Source organism: Gymnodinialimonas sp. 57CJ19, assembly GCF_038396845.1.
Taxonomy (GTDB): Bacteria; Pseudomonadota; Alphaproteobacteria; order Rhodobacterales; family Rhodobacteraceae; genus Gymnodinialimonas.
The window spans coordinates 3,019,900-3,041,568 of record NZ_CP151587.1; the positions used below are offsets into that span (position 1 = coordinate 3,019,900).

The following is a 21,669-nucleotide window of genomic DNA, read 5'->3' on the forward strand; positions in this document are numbered from 1 at the left end:
AATGGCGGTGGAGGAGACCTCATCATGACGACCACTGGAAAACAGCTGTTCACTACGCTTGCGGCTGACGGAACTCTGACTGTCGCGGTTGAGGATGTGGCTTTTGACGCCCCTACCGGCAACCAGGTTCTGGTAAAAATGGAAGCCGCACCGATCAACCCATCCGACCTTGCGATCCTGGTCGGCGGGGCGGACGTCGAAAACGCTGAATACACGCGCGGCAAGTTTGTCGCGAGGATGCCAAAGGCCGCAAACGCCGCCGCAAAGGCGCGCCACGGACTGAAGCTGCCCGCTGGCAATGAGGGCGCCGGCACGGTGGTTGAGGCCGGTGACAGCGACGCCGCGCAAGCACTGATCGGGCAACGTGTTTCTTGCGTGCCGGGTAATGCGTACAGCCAATATTGCCTTGCCGATGCCGCCATGTGCCTGCCACTGGGCGATCATACCGCCGAAGACGGGGCCAGCGCCTTTGTTAACCCGATGACGGCCCTTGGTTTTGTCGAAAATGCCAAAGCTGACGGGCAAGACGCCATTCTGCATACGGTCGGTGCGTCAAACCTTGGACAAATGCTGACACGTATCTGCCAAGAGGACGGGATCGAGTTGGTCAATGTCGTGCGCAAGGGTGAACACGTTGACCTGCTAAGGGGGATCGGGGCGGCGCATGTGGTCAACTCTTCCGACGATGACTTCATGGACCAACTGACCGGCGCCATTCGTGAAACCGGGGCGTTCTACGGCTTTGATCCTGTTGGCGGTGGCAAGCACGTCGATAGATCGTTCCGGGCGATGGAACAGGTCGCGGCCGAACAGATGACCGAATTTTCGCGCTACGGCAGCACGCAGCAAAAACGGATGTTCATCTACGGTCGCCTCGACACCAGCCCAACTATCCTGACGCCTTCCTACGGTTTCGGCTGGACGCTGTCGGGCTGGCTATTGTTCCCCTTCCTGCAATCTGTTGGGCGGGAAACCGTGGCCCGTATGCAGCAGCGTGTCAGCGACAACCTTACTACAACCTTCGCCAGCACCTATAAATCGCGCGTCTCTTTGGAAGACATGCTGACAAAGGACGCAGTGATGGATTACCGCACCATGAAGACGGGCGAAAAATACCTTGTAACGCCCTGGTCTTGAAAGGTTCCTGGGGCAGCGCCGCGCACTGGAGTGGGCAGTCCCTGGTGTGTTGTGTTGCCCTCCCCGTCAGGGAACGCCCGGTCAACGGGGCGGGCGACGGCGTTGCATCGTGGCTCCAAGGACGCTCAACCCGTCATGAAGACATCAAAACGAGTTGTCTTGCCGATAATCTGGTGACTGCACTTGGGAACGCCCGCAAGCGGATCAGCCTTGGCAGGCCATTTCAGCACCACGCGCTTTCGTGCATGTCTGATCGCCAATCGCACAAGATCAGCGGCATCATCATCGGTTCCCACGATCTCGCGGACTTGGCGTAGTTCTTGTTTGACCAGGGCAGAATTCTTCCGTTCGGGGTGCATTGGATCAATCAAGATAGCTTCGCCGTACAACTCGGGTATCAGATCCAACGCATCACCTTTCAATAGAGTCATGCGGTCGATAATTTCCCGCATCTGACCACCGGCTCTTGCGGCTCGATCCATGCCCTCGGCAAGCAGCAGATGCATCTTTTCCGACCGCTCGATCAGAGTGACCTGCGCGCCCAAGGACGCCAACAGGAACGCGTCGCGCCCCAGACCAGCCGTCGCGTCGATGATCTTGGGCGTCTTGCCGCCTCGCAGCCCCATCGCTTTGGGTAAATCCTGACCACGCCCGCCCCCGAACCGGAGACGATGGGCGACCGGACCTTCGACAAAATCAATGCGGAGCTCTTTTGCTGGCTGCTTCAATTTTCTCTCATCATCTGTTCGTGCACGGCGCCGTTTCTAATACGCTTCGGCCTGTCGTGCACTCTCTGCATTCCCCGTACGGAGCCAAGCACAGCGGCGCCAAGGGGCGCTGACCGCTAAGGCGCGCCTTTCAACGTGTTGGGTGTGACGTAAACGACGCTTTCGTCGACACTGACCATAACGTCGCCATCTTGTATGTTCACCTGAAGCTTCATTGCGCGGCTGGCCAGTTTCGCCAAGGCGCCCGTGTCGGCCTCCGAAAAACTGACAACGTGCAGGTTGTCGAAACGGGTGGTGCTGTTGCGGACCTTGTCCCACCACATCTCGGCAACCCTTCCGCCATAGGGGTAAACGATCACTTTCGCCGCTTTGCCGCAGGACTGGCGCATGACCTTCTCGCTTGGCAACCCCAGCGCTACCCAGACGTCGATCTCTCCGCTCAGGCTCTTTTGCCAGATGTCGGGTTCATCGTCCGTCGATAATCCCTTGGTCATCTCCAAGTGTTCATGGGCATTCAGCGCGAAGGCGAGAAGGCGCACCATCAGCCGTTCATCGGTCTCGGAGGGGTGTTTGGCCACGGTGAGCTTGTGGGTCTCATAATAGTGGCGATCCATGTCAGAGACCGTCAGCTCGATTTTATGAATGGTGGCATTTTGCGCCATGATTTGTCCCGCATATCCAAAGATCGCATGGCCTACCCTGTCCGAAAGTCATTGGAAAGCGGATACGGCGTGCGCGGGCCAACACGCGGCGACATGGCGGGTCATGGAATAAACTTCCGCGCCCAAGGATCATTTTCAGCCTTCGCGCGTTATCGAGTGAAAGCTGTACGAGGGCGCCCCGTGAAAACACCTACCCGCACACTCGCCGTCATTGGCTTCGGTCCCCGGGGCCTCGGCGCTCTGGAGGCTTTGGCGATTGAGGCCATGAAGCGCAACATCCGCTTCAAGATCGACATTTTCGACACCCTCGATGTTTTGGGCGCCGGACCAAACTTTCATCCCGAAGAAGATTCTTTGTGCATTCTCAACATCCCCGTGCGTATCCTCGACATTGATCCGCCTGCCTGCATGTCCGACCATATCGCGCCCTTCGCCGAATGGTCCGCCACCGATTACGGCGGCGACGATTTCCCGCCCCGTGCAGATCTGGGTGCCTATCTTGAAGCCCGCTTCGCAGCGCTTCGTGACACGGCCCGCGATGTGTTCAATGTCACCCATATCAAGGCCAAGGCCCGTGCCCTGAGCCGGGATGATGGCTGGCACGTCACGACAAAAGACCAGCACTACGGCCCCTACGACGAGGTTCTCTTGTCTCCCGGACAGCCCGCGACCAAGCTGGATCCGCAGATGAAGGAATGGACGGACCACGCTCAGGATCACAAACTTGATCTACTCCACGCCTACCCCGGCGCAAAACTGTTAGCGGCGGCCCATGACTGGCAGGACAAAACCGTCGCGATCCGCGGATTGGGGCTGTCGACCCATGACGTTTTGCGGCTGTTGACCATTGGGCTCGGCGGGCGATTTGAGAGGGGCGCCTACACGCGATCGGGCCGCGAACCGCGCAAGATCCTGCCGTTCTCTCGCGATGGACTTCCCCCCGCGCCAAAGCCCGCAACAGCAGAGATCGACAGGCTGTTCGATCCGACCCGTGGAGAGATCGAAGCGTTCAAAGCCGCCCTGACACAGGCCGTGGGTCAAGACCCTGACGACGCCTTGAAAACGATCTGCGCGGCCTTGGTCCCCCCTGCTATGCGCATCCTTGCTGAATGCGACGCAGCACAGTCGCGGCCCGCAGTGGAGCAATGGCTCGCCACGGAGCGCGACGACCCAGGCGCGCAGGACATTCAAGACACAATCGCCACCCTGCGCGTCACGATTGATATGGCGCATCAGCGCATCGCCCCATCCATCGGGTATGTGATTGGGCAAATCTGGCGCAAAATGCAGAACGACCTGCGCAGCGGCGTCAACGGCGCCGTTGTGGCGCCCGACACCGCAATTGCAATTGTCGGGTTCGACGGGGCTTTGAAACGGTACAGCTACGGCCCGCCCGTTACGGCTTCCGAACAACTTTTGACGCTGATCGACGACGGGTTGGTCAGCTTACAAGCAGTCGAAGATCCCGATATCCTGATGGAGCCGGACGGCTGGCGGCTGGTTGAAGAAGATGCGGCGTTGCTGGCCCCCGTCATGATTGACGCGGTGCTCCCCAACCCGAGTTTGGAGAACATCACTGCCCCCCTCTTCAAGCGCGCAATGGACGAAGGGTCAATCACGGCTGTCGCCGAAGGATTTGGCGCACAAACGCGGCCTGACGGATCGCTTGTTGACCGGAATGGGACTGTGCAAAACGGCCTGTCCCTGCTTGGCCGGCTGTCTCTGGGCAGTGTGATCGCCACGGATTCTCTGCACGACTGCTTCGGCGCGTCGACCCATAGATGGGCCGCGGGCGTCATCGACCGATCGACCTGAACCGCATCGGCGGGCGCATTCAACCGCTGTCGTGACCGGCCCGCCCGAGGTCGTATCGTTCATCGCCAGTGACAGCCGGTCTGATGTGCCGGCTCTCAGGGGTGGGGGTGTGGCAAGCGCATTGGGCCCTCTTGGCCGCCTTGGCGCAACGCAAGGCACCGTTTCAATACTATTTACCCGCGCGTGGGTTGCTCAGAGATAGAGTTGGTGGATCTTGTGACTGGGGTCCGCCAAGGCATCGCAAATATCGAAGTGATGTTTGTCCGGCTCTTCCCAGACTGCCACCTCGGCCCCAAGGCCGGTCCAAATGTTGGCGAGAAGTTGGTTCTGGCGCAGAAATTCGCTCCGCTCGCTCCCGCCGACCCAGCACAGCACACGCAGGCCCTCGGGCGGCGTTAACAGCGCAGGGCTTTCGCGCTCTGCCTCGCCCAGGTCCAGTCGCAGACTTTCATTCATTTCGAGACGCAAGAAGGGACGCAGATCGAAGAGACCGGAGATCGGCATAACCATCGAAAGCCGCGCGCGCGAAGCTTCCGATAGCGCAGAGCCCTGCGCCGCAACACGCGCGACCAGATGGCCGCCGGCGGAATGTCCCGAAAGCACGATAGGCCCGGAAATGCGGGCGGCCGCAGTGTCAATCGCCTTGGCTATCTCCTGCCCGATTTGGGTGATGCTCGCCTCGGGGCAAAGCGTATAGCCGGGGACAGCGACAGCATGTCCGTTGGCCACCGCACCCGCCGCGAGATGAGACCAATAGCTGCGGTCGAGCGAATGCCAGTAGCCACCATGAACGAAAACAAACAGCCCCCGCGGCGTCCCTTCAGGCATGAACAGATCGTACCGCTGACGGGCGCCGTCCCCGTAAGGCTGATCAAGGGCAGCGCGGCCTTGGGCATCCATTGCATCGCGAAAGTCAGCGGCAGGTTGAACCCAAGCGTCCGGCCACCGGTCGCTGCGGTGGATGTGGGATGAATTGGAATAGGCGCGATCCCAATCTTCTATTTTATGAAACACGGTCACGGCTCCGGTTTTTGAATTCTCGTATATTAAATCTATGGCAGGGCCGCGGGAGCCCTGCCATGAATATTCAGTTGCGCGACACACCAAGCTCTTCTGCTACGGCGTCCAACTGTTCCTGATAGAAGCCCCAAGCGGCCTCGGCGTCCACACCGCGCTCACTTGCGGCTTCAACCCATTGGCTCTGGATCGGTGCCAGAAGTTCCTCCATGCGGGCCAAGTCTTCGCCTTCCAGTTCGTGACGGGTCAGACCGCCTTCAATCAGGGCTTCGGAAGATGTCGCATTGTGCTCCTGCCAAACCGCGGCGAAACGGCTGACCATGGCCTCGCCAGACAGCGCATCAATTGCGGCTTGATCCTCGGCGCTGATGCGGTTCCAAGCGTCCTCGTCCACCACCATGAACTGGCTGGAGGCCGCGAAACCGCCGGGGACCGTGAACACGACAGGCATGTGCTCGGTCATGTTAAAGTCCATCACCGTGCCGTAGGTCTGGAACATGCCGTCAATAATCCCGCGAGAGATCTGGTCGTAGGCTTCCGTCAACGGCGAAGAGATCGACACAAGGCCAAGCTCCGTCGCGATTTGCTCCACGATGGCGCCGGGGACCCGAATGCGCAGACCGTCGAGGTCGCCGATCTCTTCCACGCCGGAGCGGGTGAACAGCTGGTAAGACCCCGGCACCCAAAGGCCCAGAAGATGCGTCCCTTCATGCTCATCCGCGCCCATGAAATACTCTTGATAGGTGCGCCAGTTCGCGATCGAGTTCACCTGCGCGTTCTCGGCGGTGAAGGGCAACTCGACCATCTCCGTCAGCTTGAAACGCTCGGGCGTATAGCCGTGGACGGCAAAGGCGATGTCGGCGACGCCATTGCGAACCAAGTCGAAATGCGCCCCCGGCGCGCCGAGTGCGGGCAAGATCTGAAGCGTCACACGACCCTCGGTCGCCTCCGCCACATCTGCGGCCCAAGGTTCGATCATGTCCGTGACGATCGGATGCGTGGGCGGCAGCCAGTTCGAGAATCGCAAGACCACGTCCTCGGCAAAGGCAGCGGTCCCGCTGGCCAGCAACGCAAGGCCCGACAGGGCAGCGGTAAATGTTCTTCTTTTCATTGGTTCTTCTCCTTGTTGAGTTGGTTTTATTATGGGTGAAACGTCACATCAGTCCCGGCAGCCACAAGGCCAGCGCAGGAATGAGGGTGAGCAAGAGAATGCGGATTGCATCGGCGATGACGAAGTAAGTGACCCCGGCGAACATCTTGCGCAGCGGCACCTTGGGCAGAACACCTTGCAGCACGTAGATGTTCATCCCCACCGGCGGCGTAATCAGCGCCACCTCGACAAGGGTGACGACAACGATGCCGAACCAGACCGGATCGTAGCCGAGGTGCAAGATAAGGGGGAATGTGATCGGAATTGTCAGCAGGAGCATCGACATGCTCTCCAACACGCATCCAAGGATCAGGTACATCGCGACAATGACCAACATCATCGCCCACGCTGGAAGCTCCAATCCGGTGACAAAGGCGTTCAGCTCTGCGGTGAAGCCCGCGACATTGATGAAGTTGCCGAAGACCTGAGCCCCCACGAGAACGAAGAAGATTGATGCGCTCATGATGGCCGTCTGGCCGAGGGTGGCCAGGAATGTGCTGAATGTAAGCTTGCGCCGGAGCGTTGCAATCGCAAGGGCCCCCACGGCCCCTACCCCGGCGGCCTCGGTCGGGGTGAACAAGTTGCCGTAAATGCCGCCGATCACCAAACCAAACAGCAAGACCACGGAGCCAACCGATCGCAACGCCAAAAGCCGCTCGGTCCAACTGCTACGCTCACCCGCTGGTCCGGCAGCGGGGTTGAGCGTGGTGGCGAAAACCACCGCGCCAACATATAGCACCGCACCAAGAAGACCCGGAATGATGCCTGCGATGAACAGCAAGGCAATATCGGTCTGGGTCAAGATGCCGTAGACGATCAGCACAACACTGGGCGGGATCATGATCCCCAATGTTCCCGCGGCCGCGATAGATCCGGCGGCCAGAGAGTCATCGTAGTTGTAGCGTTTCATCGACGGGTAAGCGACGCGCCCCATCGTGGCCGATGAGGCTAGGCTCGATCCACAAACCGCCGCAAACATGCCCCCCGCAAGAACTGTGGAAATTGCCAACCCGCCGCGCCGGTGGCCAACAAATTTGTACGCAAGATCGAAGAGTTCCCGTGAGATCTCGGCCCTGCTGATCAAGTTGCCCATCAACATGAACAGCGGGATCACAGACATGTTGAAGTTGTGAACGGTCCGGTAAGCGGTATCGGCCGCCATATACCCGGCCGGGCCCCAGTCAACGATCCAGGCAAAGCCTCCGACGCCAATGGCCAGCATCGCCAACGCAATCGGCACCTCAAGAAACAGCAGCAGGAAAAGCAGCGCCAGCGCGCAAAGCATGATGGTCATCAGAGTTCCCCAATCCCATCGGGTGCCGCGTCTTGGCGACTGAACAACGTGGCCACCGCCGACACGGCGCACATGGCCGATGCGAACCAGGCAAAGGGCGCCAGGGGGAACCCCGCAAAAATAGCCCGCGCCCCATTGGCATTCATCTGGTTGCCCAAGCGGAACAAATGCCACGCGAAGAAAGCGAAGACGAGGACGCCGACACCCCGGCTGACAATCGTGAAAATGAGCCTAAGCCAGTTATGTTGATCCGCCAGTTTCCCGAACAATGTCACGCGCACATGCTCTTGCCGCAATGTCACCAAGGGAAGGGCCGCAAAGACCATCGCGCCAACGGCGATCTCCGTGATCTCGTAAGCCCCCGGAATGGGGCTATTCAGGCTGCGAAGGATCACATCCGAGAACGACACCCCCATCAAGATGACGATGCACGCAGAGGTAAGCAGCATGAGCGGGAACAGCAGTTTCTGCGCAATCGCGTAGAGCATCACGCCCCCCCTTCGGTAGCGCCAAGGCCAATAGTCATTCAGCGAAAACCTTGTCAGCAGGGTTGGTGTTTAGGTTGTACTTCATGATCTTCCCGTGTCGCCCGCCCCGATCGCCTTCCAGCCCATAGACGGGGCCATTGGGCCCGGCGGCCTGATCCAAAACCGCATTGATCGCCGCGCGGTCCGCGTCGTCGAGGGCGAAGTCGAAGATCTCCAGCGTTTTGGGCAGATGCCGCGCATAGCGCGCTCCGACGATGGCGGCGGCGACCTGTGGTTGATCCAGCACCCAGCGCGACGACACGGCGGCGAGCGACACCCCATGTTTGTCCCCCACGGCCTTCAACGTTGCCAGCAAGGTTTGGAACAGCTCCCAAGGGCCGAATTCGTCGATAATCAGACGGTACTTGATGAGGCTTCGGTTTTCGAACTCGAAACCGGGATCGGGCTTGCCGAGCCAGGCATCGGTCAGAAACCCGCCCGCCAAGGTGCCGTAGCACAAGATCTGCACATCGCGCTGCGCCCCCCATTCCGAGAAGGCCCCCGCAGGGCGTCGATCGAGAATGGAATATTGCACCTGCGCGGAGACCACATCGAAATCAGCATCAATGAACCGATCCATCACCGGCCAATCCCAGTTCGTCGTGCCGAGGTTGGCAATCTTGCCCTTGCGCTGACACTCTTTCAGAACATCGAGCGCTTCAACCGCATTGCCGACGCTCATGTCCCACCAGAAGAATTGCACCAGCGGAATTTGCTCAATCTGTAGGCGCTGGAGTGAACGATCCACAATCGCCTCAACTTCGTCGGGTCGAATGTCGGCTAGGCGGCCAAGGTCAGGAACCAGCTTCGTGTGAACCATCACGCGGTCCGCCACCTCTGCCCCGCGACGGCGGCGCACGTCGGCAATGAAATGCCCGATCATTTCTTCGACGCCTTTATAGATGTCCGCGCAATCGAAGGTGGTGATCCCGGCGTCGAGAAACGCCTCCATATCGGCAATGGCATCCTCACGGCGCACCTCGCCATGGTCGCCCGCCAACTGCCAGCCCCCTTTTATAACGCGCGAGATGCGGTGGCCCGGTCGCAGATCAGCGGTTTCTACGGTCATGCTTCGTCCTTCCAATAAGGTGTCCCGCGCTGTTCTGGCAGCCCGGTCGTGGCCGCGTGCGAATACCAGCGGCGATCTTCGCGAACGATGCGCAGCCGCCCGCCGCAATGGGGGTCAGGGCACGCAACTTCTGCGTCAGTGGTCATCCAGTCATCTGCGTCAGTCTCCCGCTGTTTCGCGGGCAGAAGCGGAAGCACCGACGCAAGGGCGAACATGGAAATCTTGGACGGCCCATCGAAAACAAGGTTCTCGCCCACAACCCGGAAGGACTCCCCCTCCACGTGTCGACAAACCGGCGCGCGGCCGTCCAGAACGGTCTCAACCCTCAGATCGTAAAGCCAAAAACCGCGTTCGCCGCCTTCTTCCATTGGGTAGCCTTTCGTGCTTGACCGATTCCGCTGTGATGTGTGATATTTTATCAACGATACAGTCTGGACCTGTCAAGAATGTCATGAGCACACCAACAATTGCCCGCCTCGATCCGCTAAAACTGCGTGAAAATGTGTACTTCTCCCTGAGAGATGCCTTCACAAGAGGCGACTTTGCACCGGGGGATGTGCTGAGCCTGCGCAATCTGGCTGATCAATTGGGGGTCTCCATGACACCGGTCCGAGAGGCCGTCCGTCGCCTCGTGGCAGAGGGGGCCTTGGTCGACACGCCATCGCGCACGTTGATGGTTCCGCCCTTCGATGCCCGCCGCGCCGCCGATTTGAAATCGGCGCGTCTCGCGCTGGAAAGCCTGGTTCTTGATCAGGCAATGGACCGCATTACACCCGCTGAAATCGACGCGCTGGAAGCCATTTTGAAGCGCCCCAAGACGGGGCCGGACACCCTGCCCGATCTGGTGACCAATCACGCTTTTCACCAGACGCTCTACCGCTGTAGCAAATCCGAAGTCTTGCTACCGATGATCGAGGCACTGTGGCTTCAGTATGGCGCCTATTTGAACCTGATTATCAATCGACCCACGGCGAGCATGATCTCGGAACATGTGCACCATGATGAAATTCTGTCGGCGCTGCGAACCGGTGACAAGGAAAAGGCCCAAGCGGCCCTGGTTGCCGACATCACGCGCTCTTTCCATGTCCTGATCCCATAAGGTGACCGCAAGGCCCAGTGGCAAGGCCGAGCCTCCAGCGACAACCACCGCCGCCTAGTGCCCCAAGGCCCTGACAGTCGACGCGGATCCAGACCGCTTTTGGTGTTCAACTAAGGTTTCCAAGTTCCACAACCCACGCTTTCCAGAACAAGGCGGGGCCGTTGTGACGTTTTTCGAACAAGATAACGGCGCTGCTCTCTCGGCACGATCTACGGCTTGCAGCCATTCCTGCCCTTGGCCATGCCCGTCCTATGCTGCATTGCGGCCCCCTCCCCTTTCCGTTCCCTGCATAGGTAGAACCGAGACGATTACGAACTGGACCTTTGTGGAACCGGCAAATCGTTTTCTGTAATCGCAATGCCCAAGGGTAACCCCACACGGCCCAAAGCAGTCAGGAAGCGTTCTTGACCAAATATCGCCGTGGCACGGAGCCCATTTAATCAGGTCAGATTCTGCGACGATGACCGACGTGGCACGACCCGCCAATTCTATTCCAGACGCTTAGGTGACTATGTCACTGAACTGCGGCGGGCGACGTAATATCTCACATTCAAGTTAGCCAGAACGACGCCCCGGCGGCCAAGTCGCATCAATAGATGTCAGGAGGAAACAATGGACTATCCGGTAAACATGGACATTCATCCAGAGGTCGAAGCTTTCTTTGACGAGCCGACCAACACAATCAGCTACGTGGTCAAAGACCCTACGTCCGACGCCTGTGCGATCATAGATAGCGTTATGGATCTGGACTATGCCGCTGGACGGATCACCCATGTCAGCGCGGATCAGATGATTGCCAGGATCAAAGAACGCGGTCTGAAGCTGGAATGGATCATCGAGACCCACGTCCATGCAGATCACCTGAGCGCGGCCCCCTACATCCAACAAGAACTGGGCGGTAAAATCGGTGTCGGCGAGGGCATCATGGTTGTGCAGGAGACCTTCGGAAAGGTTTTCAACGAAGGCACGGAATTTCAGCGTGATGGCTCGCAATTTGATGCTTTGTTCAAGGATGGCGACACTTACGCGATCGGAAACATGCAAGCCTTTGCAATGTTTACGCCCGGCCACACCCCCGCGTGCATGGTACACGTTGTAGGCAACGCAAGCTTTGTGGGGGATACCTTGTTCATGCCGGATGGTGGATCTGCACGGGCTGATTTCCCCGGTGGAGACGCCGGCGTGCTTTACGATTCAATCATGAAAGTTCTCAGCCTGCCCGACGACATGCGGCTGTTCATGTGTCACGACTACGGGCCGGGCGGGCGCGATATCGCGTGGGAGACAACCGTTGCCGACGAAAAGGCCAACAACATTCATGTTGGTGGCGGCAAGACCAAGGAAGACTTCGTCAGGTTCCGCACCGAACGCGATGCCCAATTAGCGATGCCCAGGCTGATCATCCCATCCTTGCAAGTGAATATGCGCGCAGGAGAGGTGCCGACCGACAAAGATGGCAACCCGATGCTTAAAGTGCCGATCAACCAGCTTTAGGGCGACGTTTGTTTCAATCACCGAAAATGAAACTCCGTCTCAGTAAGGCACCCGTTTTGGTGCCGCCGCCTGACGCCGCCGGGTGAAGGTTTGCTGAGCGCGAAAAGGGAACGACGATGGAAATCAAAAAAATCACCGAGAAGGTCTCTGTCTCTGCGCAGATCTCTGTCGAGAACATGGCCGAGATCAAGACGGCTGGTTTTCGCGCGATCATCTGCAACCGGCCGGACGGCGAAGGTGCCGATCAGCCAAGTTTTGAAGAGATAGAAGCCGCCGCGAAACAGCACGGATTGCTTGCTGCTTACGTGCCAATCGAGGCGGGAATGGTCACCGACACAGATGTCGCGCGTTTTGGCTCGGCTCTGAAGGACCTGCCGCGACCCGTCCTGGGATATTGCCGATCCGGCACACGCTCGGCCACGCTGTGGTCCTTGCACGAAGCGCAAAAGCGTCCGTTGCCCGAAATTCTCGCGGCTACGTGCGCGGCCGGGTACGACATGAACGGCGTCGCACGCCGCATTGCCAATGGCGGCAAGACACCCACGCAAACGGGGGATGCCAGATACGACGTCGTGATCGTCGGTGGTGGAGCTGGCGGCATTGCGACGGCGGCTAGTTTGCTTGCCCGCCAATCGGATCTGTCTATCGCGGTCATTGACCCGTCGGATGTCCATTACTACCAGCCCGGTTGGACAATGGTCGGCGCCGGCGTGTTTGACGCGCGTGAGACTGCAAAGACGATGGGCTCTCTGATTCCGCGCGGGGTGAAGTGGATCAAATCCGCTGTTGCCGCATTTGAACCGCGCAACAACGCCGTCATCCTCGATGGCTGTGCCGTCGTCACCTATCAGCGCCTTGTCGTCGCGCCCGGTCTCAAACTTGACTGGGGGGCTGTGGAAGGGTTGGAGCAGACCTTGGGCCGCAACGGGGTGACGTCGAACTACCGCTATGACCTTGCGCCCTACACTTGGCAGCTTGTTCAGGAAATGAACGAAGGCCGCGCCTTGTTTACTCAGCCGCCGATGCCGATCAAATGCGCAGGCGCTCCGCAAAAGGCCCTGTATTTGTCAGGGGACGCGTGGCACCGGCGCGGCGTGCTCAAAGACATTGATATTCAGTTCATGAACGCTGGCGGAGTTCTGTTCGGCGTCAAGGAATACGTGCCTGCGTTGATGAACTACATCGACAAGTATGATGCGACCCTTAATTTCCACCACACGCTCACGTCCGTTGATGGCGAGGCCAGGAAGGCGACATTCAAAGTCACAAAGCCCGATACTGATCCGACGGTTGTGACCGTCGATTTCGACATGATGCATGTTTGCCCGCCGCAGGTTGCACCAGATTTCATTCGGGTGTCGCCGCTGGCAGACGCCGCCGGATGGGTGGACGTCGATCAGGCGACGTTGCGGCACAAGACTTTCGATAACATCTGGTCCCTTGGTGACGTCATGAACGCCCCGAATGCCAAGACGATGGCCGCCGCCCGCAAGCAAGCGCCGACCGTCGCGGAAAATATCGTCGCCGACATTCAAGGGCGCTCACCGGTGGCGCAATATGACGGATACGGCTCCTGCCCGCTAACGGTAGAGCGCGGCAAAATCGTGCTGGCGGAATTCGGTTATGGCGGTGCACTCAAGCCGAGTTTCCCGAAATTCATCATTGATGGCACAAAACCAAGCCGGGCGGCCTGGTTCCTTAAGGAAAAGCTGCTTCCGCCGATCTATTGGAAGGCCATGCTGAGGGGCAAAGAATGGATGGCCAAGCCAGAAGACATCAAGGTGTCGGCTGATTAGCCGTTAGTCATGATTGATACAGCAGCCGGGCTGGCTGTTCCCACCAAGCCAGCTAGGCTGAATGCGCCGTTCTCCCAACCCAAGGCAGCATGCGTGAAGCACTGCCATTTCTGGATCACCCGCGATGAACTCTCTCCGCCGCTATCTTCCAATCCTAGACTGGGGCAGCCGCTATGATCGACGCGCCCTGTCCAATGACATGATCTCCGCCGTGATCGTGACGATCATGCTGATCCCGCAATCATTGGCCTACGCGCTGCTTGCGGGCCTGCCACCGGAGGCGGGTATCTATGCCTCGATTGCGCCGATTGTGCTGTATGCAATCTTCGGCACAAGTCGCGCCTTGGCCGTCGGCCCCGTCGCCGTGGTGTCACTGCTTACCGCATCCGCGATCGGGCAAGTGGCTGAAGCAGGCACGGCTGGCTATGCCGTTGCGGCCCTGACACTTGCCTTTTTGTCGGGCGGGTTTCTGGTTCTTCTGGGGGTGTTCCGGCTCGGGTTTCTTGCGAATTTCCTGAGCCATCCTGTGATCGCGGGTTTCATCACGGCCTCGGGTATCTTGATTGCAACCAGCCAGCTGAGACACATCCTGGGGGTGGACGGACACGGGCATACCTTGCCGCAAATGCTGTCCTCGATAATCGGAAACCTTGGGCAGATAAACTGGGCGACGGTCCTTATCGGAGCGGGCGCAACCGCGTTCCTCTTCTGGGTCCGCAACAACCTGAAACCTCTGCTCAACAGATTGGGGCTGCCGCCGCTACTGGCCGATATTCTGGCCAAAGCGGGGCCAGTCGCCGCGGTTGTCGCCACGACCTTGGTTGTCTGGGGGTTCGACCTTGTGGATCGGGGCGTCAAGATTGTGGGCGAGGTCCCCCAAAGCCTGCCGCCGCTGACACTGCCCGGTGTGTCACCAGATCTGATCGGGGCGCTTCTGGTTCCGGCCATTCTGATCTCGATCATCGGCTTTGTCGAAAGCATATCCGTGGCGCAGACCCTTGCCGCCAAGAAGCGTCAGACAATTGATCCCAATCAGGAACTCATCGGCCTGGGCGCCGCAAACCTTGGCGCGGCTTTCACCGGGGGCTTTCCCGTCACGGGCGGCTTTTCACGATCTGTGGTAAACTTCGACGCGGGATCCGAGACACCGGCGGCGGGCATCTACACCGCGATTGGCCTCGCCATTGCCGCCCTGTTCCTGACGCCGTTGGTGTATTTCCTGCCCAAAGCCACGCTGGCCGCGACGATCATTGTTGCCGTCCTCAGCCTTGTCGATCTTTCGATCCTGAAGAAAACATGGGGTTACAGCCGCGATGATTTTCTGGCTGTCCTTTCCACCATCGTTCTTACCCTCGGGATGGGGGTCGAGATCGGAGTCGCCAGCGGCGTGGTCATTTCAATCCTGCTTCACCTCTACAAGACATCGCGCCCCCACGTGGCCGAAGTGGGCCTCGTTCCCGGGAGCGAGCATTTTCGCAACATCAATCGCCATGATGTCGCCACCGACCCCAGTCTGTTGTCGCTGCGCGTGGATGAAAGTCTCTATTTCATCAATGCGCGTTTCCTACAGGATTTGATCCAGTCACGGGTCACCGAGGGGAGCGATATTTGCCACGTCGTCCTGATGTTCTCGGCCGTGAACGAGGTCGATTATTCAGCGTTGGAAAGCCTTGAGGCCATCAATCTGAGGCTCAAGGAGATGGGGGTGGGCTTTCATCTGTCTGAAGTGAAGGGTCCGGTCATGGATCGCCTGCGGGCCTCTCACTTGATCGACGACCTGAATGGGACGGTGTTCCTGTCCCAATACGACGCCATTGCGGCCCTTACGCCTGAGGTTGCTGCAATCCGCGGATAGGTATGGCCGCGTCCATCAATGCGATAGAGATTGGCCAGTTGTGGGTCTTTTCAAAATGCGTCTCTTGTAACCCCTCGCCTTGGGCGTCCTCGTCGCGGTGACGATCGCGAATATGCATTCTCGCGGTAACCCATAACAAAAGGGCCGCCCAAGGCGACCCCATCAAACCGACGAAAATGGTATGGTGGCGGACAGACAGTCCGCCAATAATAACCGCCAGCATGCTGTTTACTAGCGATAATTATCTCGACCATCCATCAAGCTACCACATTACATACCACATCACGCTATCAAATGCACAACTCACTTCATGGAAGTGTTCGTCAAATTCGGCACTTCTGGGGCCTCGCGTCGTTCGTCACTTTCGACTCACTTCTGCCGTTCACCACTGAAGCCTTGGCCGCAGTGCAGCTTCACGAAACTAGCCGTTCGCGCATCCCGCGCAACATTTTGGAGGGATGAAGGTTAGCAGAGCGAGACAGGAATTGCGCTTGGCAAAGCTAGAACCACGCGTTAAATATTTTTGTAATTCGTATCACTGAGAGAGGCGATTTGGCAATTGAGCACAGTTTGAAAAACGGTCGTGGTCTGATCTTCGTCGGTGGCGCTCCACGATCAGGTACCACACTGATGCAGAGGGTGCTGAGCACACACGATGATGTATTCGCTGGTCCCGAATTCGATTTCATTCCGTCAATCGTCGGGCTACGCAATGGAATGTTGCGCAGCATCCAGTCTGGCAGGATCAATGCACTTGTTGACGAAGAAACATTGGACAAGGCCGTCCGAACTTTCATCTGCACGATGTTTGAAGAGCGGCTAACGAAATCTGGGAAATCATTCTTCTGTGAGAAGACTCCAAGGAATGCTACTGTCGTTCCGGAATTAGAGAAAATTTTCCCGGACGCTCGACATATCATAATGGTACGCGACCCACGCGATATCGTAAACTCGATGAGAACAGTGCGAGAGAAGTTCCTCTCCAAAGGGGAAAAACCCCCGCGCTTCACCAGGTCAATTGCCGCTAGCGTACAGATAATCAATGAGTACTATAGGCCTAGCCTGATCGCAGCCGAGAAGAGTGACAAGATTTTGCTCGTGTATTACGAAGATTTTGTCAACAACCCTGAGCGAGAAATCCGCCGTGTCTGCGACCATACCGGACTCACTTATCAGTCGGATATGCTGAATATCGAGAACATTGTCCTCGCTGGTGCAGGCGTTGGAGGCGAGCATTTTTACACTCCCGAAAGCCTTCGCCAACCTATTCAAGCGTCGGGAGTTGTCAGCACGAAATTTTTGCTAAGTGCGGAAGATGTAGCGCTTGTCGAGCGGTTTACGGTCGAAATCGCAGCGTTGGATCGCTATGATCTGCAACCTCAGAGCCCAACGCTGCTTGAAAAGCTAAAGTGGTATGCAAGTGTCTTGCGCAAGCGAATGCCATTTCGAGAACAACTTAAGCGCAAGTGAATAAATTGAAGGGGTTCGATATCCTGCCGCCTGCGGGGGTCGAATAAAAGTCTTTCCTCTTTGTTGTCCGCTTATGTTTAGCGTCGGAAACTATGGGCTCTCTGCCGCCGTTGGAGTGGTCGCAGTATTCATGAGGTCGATTCCCAAATTAACGGCTGCTTTCTCCAGTTTGCCCTACAGCCCGAGAAATTAAAGCGAATGGCCGCCCCGCGCCCGGTATAGTTGCGCGCGCTAGCCCACTCGTTGGCGAGCGGAATAGGCAAAGGCTAGCGCGGTATTAATGCGAATTGCCAAGACCCTCGTCATCAAGCCCCAAGATAATTGTCCGTTGGCTATCTGCGGACACGGGCATGTAACTTGATACCGTTGTCATCGGGTTGGTGTGACCCAAGTTTTGCGACCATGCCTTGAACTGCTCACGGGTCGAGCAGAGCTTATCGCCATGAAGCGCCAGCATGTGGCGGAAGCTATGGGGCGTGTAGGCAGGCAGTTGGACAGCGACGAAGGCGCCTTTGACGATCTCAATCAATGGCCCGGTGCTGGCGAAAGGGTGGCGCGATAGTCCTGCGACTTGGAAACCGTTGGGACCGACAACCATCTCGACTTTGGGAAACAGCGCATCTTCCGGTCCAAACATCAAATCCTGGGTCATATGCGTGATGTAGTCGGCCAAGGCAGCGATATACTCATCGCCCATTGGAAAGAACGTGGTGTTCATTGTCTTTGCGGCTTTGGTGTTCACCTCCCGCGCGTCTTGAAACACATGCCGCCGCTCCAAATCGACGTGCTTAAGGCGCAAAGACGCTACCGCGCCGATCCGCGCGCCAGTAAGGGCGAGAACGGCTAAGAGCGCGCGGTCTCGTTTCTGGATACTTGTGGCGCATGCCATCCCTTCAAACGCCCGCTGCACCTGCTCCACGCTTGGTACTGGACGGGGCGTGGAGGCTTGGGCCGCACGGGCATCCTTTCGCGCCTGTTTGAAGTAAACCCAATCGTTGCGGCCAATCGCAGATTTGTAGCCTTTTTGCCCCGCGACCCACCGAAAGAACTCCCGCACCATACGCAGCGTGGAACCGATGGTCGCGACTGACAGAGGCTTGCCCGTGCGCGCGTTGCGGGCAGTGTCCAGCCAATCTTTGAACGCCATCGCCTGTTCTTTGTTGAAGTGCAGAAACGGCTTGCAGTTGGTACTAATCTCGAACTGTCGAATTGCCGTCATCACCTTGTCGATGGTCTTATGATCTAGCCCATCCGCGTGGCGCAGATAGTCTTGATAGTCGAGCTTGAGGCGTTCGTTTTTTGGGTCGATCTTCTTCATGAGGGAGATCCTTTGGGATTGAGGGAAACAAGGCAATTGGCCTTGCACAAACCGGCCTAATTCTTAGGGCCGCTAAGTGAACGTTTCAGTGGAAGGTGTTGGGTCAGATTAGGCTTGCGACCTATCCTTGGAGCGGTCCCGAAGCGTTGGACCTGTCTGGCGTCGCATCTGACGCCTTACAAAACCTCCCGACCTTGCCGCCACATGTACCGCACAAGCCGCTCAAACGACCCGTCAGGGGAGAGTATACAGTGAAGGAAATGGAGGTTAAGACGGCGTCGCGCGGGGCTTTGCAAGTCATGCAAAAGAATTGCCCAGCAGCCATGTCATTGCGGTTCGCCGCTTCACGCTCTTGCAGGAACTCAATCAAGTCCGCGCCGCGCACCAGATACGGGCGAAAGTCACGGATTACCCGCAAACCCTGTCTCCCGTATTTTCGCAATGTGGCCTCGGACGCACCAATCGTGCGGGCAGCCATCTTGAGAGTGTAGGTGCGGTCCTTAGCGAGACCACGCGTTGAATACCGCCGCCCCATCATTCCGCCCCCCGCGCAGGGTCCACGCGATTGGCTTCCGCCCATGCATTGAGATCAGCGCCGCGATAGATGATCTTGCGACCAAGGCGATAGAATGCTGGCCCCATGCCCTTGTGCCGCCACTGGGCGAGTTTTTCACGATTTCCGATGATCTCAATTTCAGGATCCCCGGGAGTATAGTTACGGTTTTGCTCGAATAGGTTTGCCATTTTTGGACTCCGTATTTTGATACGAGGTCCGTCTTGGAGATGATGGGTCTACTTGGGAAGTATGAGGGAAAGCCAGTATTTAACGCAACCAAAGAGCTATTCTTCGTCGCCTTTTGCGTCCGTGCCAAAAATTGCAGCAAGCGCATCTCGGCGCGGGTCAACTTGATCAACAGAGAAATTCATCAAGTCCCGAAAGACGTTCACAGGTTCAACTCGGAAATCGTCATCCGTTAGTTCTGCAACTGCCCACTGCGCATGCCGACGAAATACCGCTTTGATGTCGAGCAGCTCAAATATCTCTTCCAAAGCCCTGCCGAAGTCCGTGGAAGGGAAATTTCCTTCGCGCGACACCCCAACAGTTGGTCGCTTGCCGGTGTGTTTGGCAACGAGCCGCGCAAACCGTAGGGCTATCGCCCGTGCGTAGTGGTTTGGTGCGCGTCCTTTTAGATTCCAATAGGTGCGTTCTTGATCTTTAAGTTGCTGAAATCGCGAAATTAAGCCGCTGCGTGTGTCAAGCAGAAGTATGGCGGTTGCGAAGCATAGATCCGTGTCACCAGCGTTTTTCTGGATAAGATCAATCGGAGATTTTGGAACAATCGCCTGCGCTGACTTGCACGCCTGATCGTTGATCACCTCAGAAACAGGCGTTGCCACAGCCTTTAAGGTATCGGTCTCACGGTATGGTGCGGCCAAAAACAATGCGAGAGACTCGGTATCCTTGAGAGCCTTTTCAACCGCTTGAAGCTCAGCCGAAAAGTCCGCTTTCGAGAGATGAAAATTGGGTTGAGAGATGTCGAACGGCGGCAATGACGTGCCAACAAGTCCGATCGGCTCATGAACCCCAAAGCGCCGTGCGATGTCCCATAAACGTTCGGTCGTACTATTTTCATCCATCAAAAGGTCATTTGGGAATCACCTTTCGCTCTTTCAATGCATTGGCTCAAATTTCTTTCAATGATTGCCGCCTCTCAAAAGGTTGAGGCATTGGGGGCTTTCGCTCTTTCATTTAGAGCCGCCAGCCCCTGCAAGCCGAACCACATCACTGGGTTGGCGGGTCACGTAGCTGGACCAGCGATCCATCAACGCTCGCCGCCGGTCCAGCAAATCACTCCGCGCGTAAGCGCGTTCAACATCCGACCCAACCTTGTGCGCCAAGCTCAACTCGGCCACTTCGCGGGGCACATTGGCCACCTCGCCTGCCCAATCGCGAAACGTCGAACGGAAACCGTGAACCGTGACACCTTCAACTCCCATCCGGCGCAGGAGCATCAGCATCGACATGTTCGACAACGACTTGTGCCGCTTTTGACCCTCAAACACGACTTCCGATTGCAGCGCCATCAGCGGCTCGAGAATTTCCATCATCGCATCTGTAAGTGGCACGCGGTGATCCTCTCCTGTCTTCATGCGCACCGCCGGACACGTCCACAAACGCGCGGGCAAGTCGATCTCTTCCCAACGCATCCCCAAGACCTCGCCTGTCCGCGACCCGGTTAGGCAAGTGAACTTCAACGCCTTTGCGGCCATCGCGCTGCGCCCCTGCAATGCGGCGTAGAACTCCGGCACGTCTTGCCAGCGCATCGCTTTATGGTGCTTGGCCTTGGCCTTCACTTTGGGCAACACGCCCGCGTCCTTGATCGCCGTAATCGGGTTCTCGCCTTCTCGGAAGCCTTTAGAGCGCGCCACGTCCAACACAGTCTTGATCCGTTGCGCCAAGCGCCGCGCTGTTTCGTGTTTGTCGGTCCAGATTGGCGACAGGCACATCAGCACCTCAGGCTGGCCAATGCTATCAATCGGCATCCGCCCAATTTTGGGGAAGGCGTAGTCGCGCAGGGTGTTGATCCATTGTTGGCCGTGCTTCTGATTCTTCCACGTCGGCATCCGGTCGATATGCACTTGCTGCGCAATTTCCTCAAAGGTGGGAATATCCCGCGTGGCATTGAAGCGAGGGTTCAGGCCTTGCTTAGCCATTCGCCGATATTCCAACGCCCGGTCGCGCGCTTGATTGATCGTGACCACATCCGCGCCGCCCAAACCGAAGTCTGTTCGCAAGGGTGCTCCTTTGGCGTTCTTCTGACCCTTCACTGTCACCCGGACGATCCAGCGTCGCGCGCCGGACGGGTCAACGACGAGGTAGAGGCCACTGCCATCCCCGTGCCGCCCCGGTCCAAGGTTCTCCACCAGCTTCTTCGTCAGCTTGCCCGTCAGCGCCATCAAAAATACCACATTCCATACCACTCAAGATACAAAACTAGATAGGATCGAAAGTAACCCAAAGCAATGCCCGACAGTAAGAAGACGCAACGATACAGCACAAAAGGGCCGCCCAAGGCGACCCAATCAAACTCACTAAAATGGTATAGTGGCGGACAGACAGGGATTCGAACCCTGGAGACGGTCTCCCGCCTACACACTTTCCAGGCGTGCGCCTTCGACCACTCGGCCACCTGTCCGTGACGGTGCGTTTAGCGGCTATCGTGCCAGGTTTGCAAGA

General features: G+C 57.8%; 19 protein-coding genes and 1 tRNA gene. 7 read left to right on the forward strand and 13 right to left on the reverse strand.

The annotated features are described in order from the left end of the window. Positions 1-24: 24 nt before the first annotated feature. Positions 25-1,137: a zinc-binding dehydrogenase gene (locus AADW23_RS14740; RefSeq protein ID WP_341861698.1), complete on the forward strand. Its 1,113-nt coding sequence runs from the start codon at positions 25-27 to the stop codon at positions 1,135-1,137. A 125-nt stretch (positions 1,138-1,262) separates the two neighbouring features. On the opposite strand, the gene AADW23_RS14745 is transcribed toward AADW23_RS14740, so the two are convergent. After that, positions 1,263-1,865, reverse strand: coding sequence for a class I SAM-dependent methyltransferase (locus AADW23_RS14745; protein WP_341861699.1), 603 nt, complete (start codon positions 1,863-1,865; stop codon positions 1,263-1,265). A 116-nt stretch (positions 1,866-1,981) separates the two neighbouring features. Beyond that, positions 1,982-2,527 carry a YaeQ family protein gene (locus AADW23_RS14750; RefSeq protein WP_341861700.1) on the reverse strand — a complete coding sequence of 182 codons (546 nt, stop codon included), beginning with the start codon at positions 2,525-2,527 and terminating at the stop codon, positions 1,982-1,984. 180 nt (positions 2,528-2,707) lie between these two features. On the opposite strand from AADW23_RS14750, the gene AADW23_RS14755 reads away from it, so the two are divergent. Continuing rightward, positions 2,708-4,342: an FAD/NAD(P)-binding protein gene (locus AADW23_RS14755; RefSeq protein WP_341861701.1), complete on the forward strand. Its 1,635-nt coding sequence runs from the start codon at positions 2,708-2,710 to the stop codon at positions 4,340-4,342. Positions 4,343-4,534: 192 nt separating this feature from the next. On the opposite strand, the gene AADW23_RS14760 is transcribed toward AADW23_RS14755, so the two are convergent. The 6 genes from AADW23_RS14760 to AADW23_RS14785 form a co-directional block, all read right to left on the reverse strand. Next, on the reverse strand, positions 4,535-5,356 hold the full coding sequence (locus AADW23_RS14760) for an alpha/beta hydrolase (protein WP_341861702.1): 822 nt from the start codon (positions 5,354-5,356) through the stop codon (positions 4,535-4,537). Between the two features lie 73 nt (positions 5,357-5,429). Next, positions 5,430-6,470 carry a TRAP transporter substrate-binding protein gene (locus tag AADW23_RS14765; protein ID WP_341861703.1) on the reverse strand — a complete coding sequence of 347 codons (1,041 nt, stop codon included), beginning with the start codon at positions 6,468-6,470 and terminating at the stop codon, positions 5,430-5,432. 43 nt (positions 6,471-6,513) lie between these two features. Next, the gene (locus AADW23_RS14770) at positions 6,514-7,803 is read right to left on the reverse strand and encodes a TRAP transporter large permease (RefSeq protein ID WP_341861704.1); all 1,290 of its coding nucleotides are present in this window, start codon (positions 7,801-7,803) and stop codon (positions 6,514-6,516) included. Beyond that, a complete protein-coding gene (locus tag AADW23_RS14775; RefSeq protein WP_341861705.1) occupies positions 7,803-8,291 on the reverse strand; it encodes a TRAP transporter small permease in 489 nt (162 codons plus the stop codon). The genes AADW23_RS14770 and AADW23_RS14775 overlap by 1 nt, the downstream gene beginning before the upstream one ends. 34 nt (positions 8,292-8,325) lie before the next feature. Next, the gene (locus AADW23_RS14780) at positions 8,326-9,399 is read right to left on the reverse strand and encodes an aldo/keto reductase (protein WP_341861706.1); all 1,074 of its coding nucleotides are present in this window, start codon (positions 9,397-9,399) and stop codon (positions 8,326-8,328) included. After that, positions 9,396-9,767: a TIGR04076 family protein gene (locus AADW23_RS14785; RefSeq protein ID WP_341861707.1), complete on the reverse strand. Its 372-nt coding sequence runs from the start codon at positions 9,765-9,767 to the stop codon at positions 9,396-9,398. Before AADW23_RS14785 ends, AADW23_RS14780 begins: the two co-directional genes overlap by 4 nt. Positions 9,768-9,850: 83 nt before the next feature. On the opposite strand from AADW23_RS14785, the gene AADW23_RS14790 reads away from it, so the two are divergent. From AADW23_RS14790 to AADW23_RS14810, 5 genes are all read left to right on the forward strand, one after another. Next, positions 9,851-10,498, forward strand: a complete 648-nt coding sequence (locus tag AADW23_RS14790; protein ID WP_341861708.1) for a GntR family transcriptional regulator — start codon at positions 9,851-9,853, stop codon at positions 10,496-10,498. 612 nt (positions 10,499-11,110) lie between these two features. Continuing rightward, a complete protein-coding gene (locus tag AADW23_RS14795) occupies positions 11,111-11,992 on the forward strand; it encodes an MBL fold metallo-hydrolase (protein WP_341861709.1) in 882 nt (293 codons plus the stop codon). 116 nt (positions 11,993-12,108) lie between these two features. Further along, positions 12,109-13,788, forward strand: a complete 1,680-nt coding sequence (locus tag AADW23_RS14800) for a TIGR01244 family sulfur transferase (RefSeq protein WP_341861710.1) — start codon at positions 12,109-12,111, stop codon at positions 13,786-13,788. 124 nt (positions 13,789-13,912) lie between these two features. Then, complete coding sequence (sulP, locus tag AADW23_RS14805; protein ID WP_341861711.1) at positions 13,913-15,643, forward strand: sulfate permease; 1,731 nt, start codon at positions 13,913-13,915, stop codon at positions 15,641-15,643. Between the two features lie 552 nt (positions 15,644-16,195). Further along, the gene (locus AADW23_RS14810) at positions 16,196-17,113 is read left to right on the forward strand and encodes a sulfotransferase (RefSeq protein WP_341861712.1); all 918 of its coding nucleotides are present in this window, start codon (positions 16,196-16,198) and stop codon (positions 17,111-17,113) included. Positions 17,114-17,390: 277 nt separating this feature from the next. Here AADW23_RS14810 and AADW23_RS14815 read toward each other — a convergent pair whose 3' ends face one another. The 5 genes from AADW23_RS14815 to AADW23_RS14835 form a co-directional block, all read right to left on the reverse strand. Further along, positions 17,391-18,431, reverse strand: coding sequence for a tyrosine-type recombinase/integrase (locus tag AADW23_RS14815; RefSeq protein WP_341861713.1), 1,041 nt, complete (start codon positions 18,429-18,431; stop codon positions 17,391-17,393). Positions 18,432-18,965: 534 nt separating this feature from the next. After that, positions 18,966-19,175, reverse strand: a complete 210-nt coding sequence (locus AADW23_RS14820) for a MerR family transcriptional regulator (RefSeq protein WP_341861714.1) — start codon at positions 19,173-19,175, stop codon at positions 18,966-18,968. Positions 19,176-19,271: 96 nt separating this feature from the next. Then, positions 19,272-20,069, reverse strand: a complete 798-nt coding sequence (locus AADW23_RS14825) for a hypothetical protein (RefSeq protein WP_341861715.1) — start codon at positions 20,067-20,069, stop codon at positions 19,272-19,274. 108 nt (positions 20,070-20,177) lie between these two features. After that, positions 20,178-21,389 (reverse strand): tyrosine-type recombinase/integrase, encoded by a 1,212-nt coding sequence (locus AADW23_RS14830; protein ID WP_341861716.1) that lies wholly within the window; start codon positions 21,387-21,389, stop codon positions 20,178-20,180. 149 nt (positions 21,390-21,538) lie between these two features. After that, positions 21,539-21,628 (reverse strand) — tRNA-Ser (locus AADW23_RS14835). Positions 21,629-21,669 lie beyond the last annotated feature (41 nt).

What these genes read in the sequence shown, in the direction of transcription:
- AADW23_RS14825 (WP_341861715.1), bottom strand. Translation starts at nt 20,069, where the DNA reads ATGGATGAAAATAGTACGACCGAACGTTTATGGGACATCGCACGGCGC.
- AADW23_RS14830 (WP_341861716.1), bottom strand. Translation starts at nt 21,389, where the DNA reads ATGGCGCTGACGGGCAAGCTGACGAAGAAGCTGGTGGAGAACCTTGGA.
- AADW23_RS14790 (WP_341861708.1), top strand. Translation starts at nt 9,851, where the DNA reads ATGAGCACACCAACAATTGCCCGCCTCGATCCGCTAAAACTGCGTGAA.
- sulP (WP_341861711.1), top strand. Translation starts at nt 13,913, where the DNA reads ATGAACTCTCTCCGCCGCTATCTTCCAATCCTAGACTGGGGCAGCCGC.
- AADW23_RS14820 (WP_341861714.1), bottom strand. Translation starts at nt 19,175, where the DNA reads ATGGCAAACCTATTCGAGCAAAACCGTAACTATACTCCCGGGGATCCT.
- AADW23_RS14765 (WP_341861703.1), bottom strand. Translation starts at nt 6,470, where the DNA reads ATGAAAAGAAGAACATTTACCGCTGCCCTGTCGGGCCTTGCGTTGCTG.
- AADW23_RS14770 (WP_341861704.1), bottom strand. Translation starts at nt 7,803, where the DNA reads ATGACCATCATGCTTTGCGCGCTGGCGCTGCTTTTCCTGCTGCTGTTT.
- AADW23_RS14785 (WP_341861707.1), bottom strand. Translation starts at nt 9,767, where the DNA reads ATGGAAGAAGGCGGCGAACGCGGTTTTTGGCTTTACGATCTGAGGGTT.
- AADW23_RS14780 (WP_341861706.1), bottom strand. Translation starts at nt 9,399, where the DNA reads ATGACCGTAGAAACCGCTGATCTGCGACCGGGCCACCGCATCTCGCGC.
- AADW23_RS14815 (WP_341861713.1), bottom strand. Translation starts at nt 18,431, where the DNA reads ATGAAGAAGATCGACCCAAAAAACGAACGCCTCAAGCTCGACTATCAA.
- AADW23_RS14750 (WP_341861700.1), bottom strand. Translation starts at nt 2,527, where the DNA reads ATGGCGCAAAATGCCACCATTCATAAAATCGAGCTGACGGTCTCTGAC.
- AADW23_RS14795 (WP_341861709.1), top strand. Translation starts at nt 11,111, where the DNA reads ATGGACTATCCGGTAAACATGGACATTCATCCAGAGGTCGAAGCTTTC.
- AADW23_RS14800 (WP_341861710.1), top strand. Translation starts at nt 12,109, where the DNA reads ATGGAAATCAAAAAAATCACCGAGAAGGTCTCTGTCTCTGCGCAGATC.
- AADW23_RS14740 (WP_341861698.1), top strand. Translation starts at nt 25, where the DNA reads ATGACGACCACTGGAAAACAGCTGTTCACTACGCTTGCGGCTGACGGA.
- AADW23_RS14775 (WP_341861705.1), bottom strand. Translation starts at nt 8,291, where the DNA reads ATGCTCTACGCGATTGCGCAGAAACTGCTGTTCCCGCTCATGCTGCTT.